Source organism: Cellvibrio sp., assembly GCF_053579595.1.
The window spans coordinates 1-4,073 of record NZ_JBRFPI010000390.1 but is presented as its reverse complement, the minus strand read 5'-3'; the positions used below and the strand labels follow the sequence as shown (position 1 = coordinate 4,073).

Sequence of the window (4,073 nt, the reverse complement as noted above, 5' to 3'; positions counted from 1 at the left end):
GGTCAATACATGGTGAACCATTTCCAGCGGCTAGTGGATACCGCCGCGCGCCATCAGGTGATGGTTAACGCCCATGAAACCGTCACCGATACCGGCCTGCGCCGAACCTATCCGAACTTGATGACCCGGGAGTGCGTGCGCGGTATGGAGTACAACGGCGGTAGCCCTGACAGCGGCAACCTGCCCGATCACACCACCATCATTCCGTTTACTCGCGGCCTCTCTGGCCCCACTGATTTCACCCCCGGAATCTTCAATTTCGACTACCAAAAATATCGCCCCAATAACCGGGTTCCCTCGACGCTCGCCAACCAGCTGGCGCTTTACGTGGTGATCTACAGCCCATTGCAAATGGTGGCAGACTTGCCGGAAAACTATGCAGGACATCCCGCCTTCCAATTTATCGATGATGTGCCCACAGACTGGCGCGAGAGCCGGGCCCTGCAGGGGGAGATAGGTGAATATCTGGTGGTCGCACGACAAGATAAAAACAGCCCCGACTGGTACCTGGGCGCCATCACCAACCAAAAAGCGCGCGCGCTCAACGTGAAGCTCGATTTTCTCCCGCCCGATACTGACTATGAGGCACAGATCTATCGCGATGGCAAAGATGCAGACTGGGAAACCAATCCTGAGTCCTACGAGATTGTCCGCCTGCGCGTGAATGCGAAGACTCAACTCCAACTGGATTTAAAGCCAGGCGGAGGTACCGCTATACGGCTAAAAAAACGCTAGTCGATTAGCGGACAGAATTACTCTCTATATGCCTAATTTTTCGGGTTAGATTGCACTTGTGAGCAAAGCCTTCTAACCCGTGTAAATAAGCGGAATATTCGCGTAAAAAGCATCTGCAATCGATTACATATTTACAAATATTGACCCCTCTTAACCGGATCAGCAACTAGACTTCAAAGCACATTTCCCAGCAGGGAAAGCCATACACCCGCCCAGGAGAGAACGGGTGAAGCAACCGCCAAGGCCGCATACAACCCCAAAACAATACAATAAGCACGAGGCTTACATGACCCTACCCGCTCTACCGAATGGCGCAACCGGTGTTTCGCGCCGCGACGCCATTAAACAACTTGCACTCGCCTGTGGCCTGGTACTCTCGGCCAATTCACTCTCGGCACTGGCCGCTTTTACACCACCAACGGATTTAACGCGCAGTAAAAAGACCCTGCTTAATACTGATCAATTAGCACTGGTGCGCGAAATGGGCGAAATCATTATCCCCACTACGGATACCCCCGGCGCCATCGCTGCTGGCGTACACGATTTTATCAATCACTTTGCCGTTTATTGCGCGAGCAAAGAAGAGCAGCAAGGGCTGCTGGCGGGATTAAAACGCATCGATGATTCCGCACAAAAACGCTTCAGCACATCTTTTATCAGCGCGAACAAAACGCAGCAAATCGAGCTGCTCACCAACATGGAAAAGGCAGCCGATGGTTTCACTGCCGATGACCGCACCTTCTTCAAACAATTAAAAGCGCTGGTGACCTTCGGTTACTACACCTCGGAAATTGGGGCAACGCAAGAATTGGCTTACCTCGCCATCCCCGGCGGCTACAAAGGTAATTTTAAATTCAAACAAATCGGTAAAGCCTGGGCACTCCCCTATTAACAGGATCTAGCCCACTTCCCTTTTTAACCTTGTTGCCCTTTTAATTTTTTAAGAAGTCACCTCCATGGAAAAAAATATTTACATCATCAAAAGCACCGAAATTTTTGATGCAATCGTTGTAGGCTCCGGCATTTCCGGCGGCTGGGCCGCTAAAGAACTCACTGAAAAAGGCTTAAAAACATTGATGGTTGAACGCGGCCGCCCGGTAGAGCACCGCAAAGATTATGTCGGCGAAGGCATTAAGGCCTGGCAAATGCCCTTTCGTGGAAAAGTTGAAAATTCGATTGTCGATGAACAGCATTACGTGCAAAAAAAATGTTACGCCTTTAACGATGCCACCAAACACTTTTTTGGCAACGACAAAGACTATCCCTACAGCACGCCTAAAGATAAGCCCTTCGATTGGATTCGCGGCAATCAATTAGGTGGAAAATCTCTCTTGTGGCATCGTCAATCCTATCGCTGGAGTGAACATGACTTTACTGCCAACGCGCGCGATGGCCACGGCGTAGACTGGCCGATCCGCTACAAGGATATTGAAAAGTGGTATGACCACGTAGAGATCCATGCGGGCATCAGCGGCTCCGAAGAAAATCTTGAAATATTGCCCGACAGTAAATTTCTACCGCCGTTTGAAATGAACGCGGTCGAAAAAGAAATGAAAGCGCGCATCGAAAAGAAATGGAAAACGCGCAAACTCATTATGGGCCGCACGGCACATTTATCTGTGCCAGCCCCACACCACACCGCACAGGGACGCATCCAATGCCAGACGCGCAATGAATGCCAAAAAGGCTGCTCTTTCGGCGCTTATTTTTCTACTCAAAGTTCGACTTTGCCCGCTGCGCTAGCGACCAATAATTTAACTATCGCGACTAACAGTGTTGTGCACAGTGTGATTTACGACCCCAAAACCAATCGCGCAACCGGCGTGCGGGTGATTGATGCAGAAACGCTGGAAACACGCGAATATTTTGCCAAAGTGATTTTCCTGTGTGCATCCACACTCGGCACAACACAAATCATGCTGAATTCAAAAAGCGAAAGTTTCCCCACGGGAATCGCCAATTCATCCGGCGCACTTGGCCATTATTTAATGGATCATTTGTACGGCGCGGGTGCATCTGGACGCGTGGAAGGTTTTGAAGAGGAATATTATTCCGGCCGTCGCCCCACCGGTTTGGTGATGCCGCGCTTTACCAACTACAGCGAAATGAATCCCAAGTTCTTGCGCGGCTACCAGATCACCGGCAGTGCTATGCGTCAAGGCTGGGACACCTTTAGTCAACAAGACGGTTTTGGTGCAGATTACAAAAAGGCGATTCGCAGTGCAGGCAGTTGGATATTCAATCTCGGCGGCTCGGGCGAAATGCTACCGCGCTATGAAAATCAGGTTTCCCTGCATCCAACCTTGAAAGATAAATGGGGCATTCCACAATTACATATTGAGTGCGACCTATCTGAAAACGATTGGAAAATGTTTGAAGATATCGCCGACACCTGTGCTGAAATTCTGGAAGGCATTGGCGTGAAAGATATAACGAAAAAAATCGATGCGAAAAAAGATTGGCACCCCGGCCTCGCCATTCACGAAATGGGTACAGCGCGCATGGGTAAAGATCCTAAAACCTCGGTACTCAACGGCTGGAATCAGGCGCATGATGTACCTAACTTATTTGTCACCGATGGTTCTTCCATGGCATCCTGCGCCTCACAAAATCCATCACTGACTTATATGGCGCTCACGGCGCGCGCCGCTGATTATGCAGTGCAGCAATTGAAGCTCGGAAAGATTTAGGAATTTCTAAAAAAGCACCACCACAAGTACGACTACTACAGTACTATAAAACACGTAACCCAAACGTTATAAAAAGGAACCCACTATGAAGCTATCTAAAACAACAATGGCTAAAACAATAAAAGCCATCACTATGGCCGCGATTGCGAGCGTCAGCATGACGACTTTCGCCGCCGATGTTGCGCCCACCTCACCGCAACTGAGCGTGCAACTCTGGTCAATTAAAGATGATGTTGCGGCCGATTTTGAAGGCACCTTGAAAAAACTCAAAGCCATGGGTTTTGACGGTGTGGAATTCGCTGGCAACTTCGGCGCTTATGAAAAAGACCCTAAGGGTTTAAAAGCCTTTTTGGAAAAAACCGGTTTAAAACCATCAGGCGCGCACGTGCATTTTGATAAATTATCGCCCGAAAATTTTGATGCAACTGTCGCCTTCTATAAAGCGATCGATTGCAAATATTTAATTATCCCAATGGATAAACGCGCATTTACACCTGAGGGTGCCAAAGAAGTCGCGGCTGAATTGGAAGTGATTCAGAAAAAATTAGCGCCGCATGGCATGCACACTGGCTACCACAATCACAAACCAGAAATGCTCGGCCATATGGGTAAAACACCGTGAGATGTTATCGACAAGGGCACATCACA

General features: G+C 49.1%; 4 protein-coding genes. All 4 read left to right on the top strand.

Translation table 11 applies throughout. The annotated features are described in order from the left end of the window. Nucleotides 1-735, top strand: a 735-nt coding sequence (locus ACWA6V_RS18305) for a glycoside hydrolase family 97 catalytic domain-containing protein (protein WP_449523843.1), incomplete at its 5' end; no start/stop codon positions are given. A 286-nt stretch (nucleotides 736-1,021) separates the two neighbouring features. Then, nucleotides 1,022-1,627, top strand: coding sequence for a gluconate 2-dehydrogenase subunit 3 family protein (locus tag ACWA6V_RS18300; RefSeq protein WP_449523842.1), 606 nt, complete (start codon nucleotides 1,022-1,024; stop codon nucleotides 1,625-1,627). A gap of 64 nt (nucleotides 1,628-1,691) precedes the next feature. Then, nucleotides 1,692-3,425: a GMC oxidoreductase gene (locus ACWA6V_RS18295; RefSeq protein ID WP_449523841.1), complete on the top strand. Its 1,734-nt coding sequence runs from the start codon at nucleotides 1,692-1,694 to the stop codon at nucleotides 3,423-3,425. An 85-nt stretch (nucleotides 3,426-3,510) separates the two neighbouring features. Next, nucleotides 3,511-4,047, top strand: coding sequence for a sugar phosphate isomerase/epimerase family protein (locus tag ACWA6V_RS18290; protein ID WP_449523840.1), 537 nt, complete (start codon nucleotides 3,511-3,513; stop codon nucleotides 4,045-4,047). Nucleotides 4,048-4,073 lie beyond the last annotated feature (26 nt).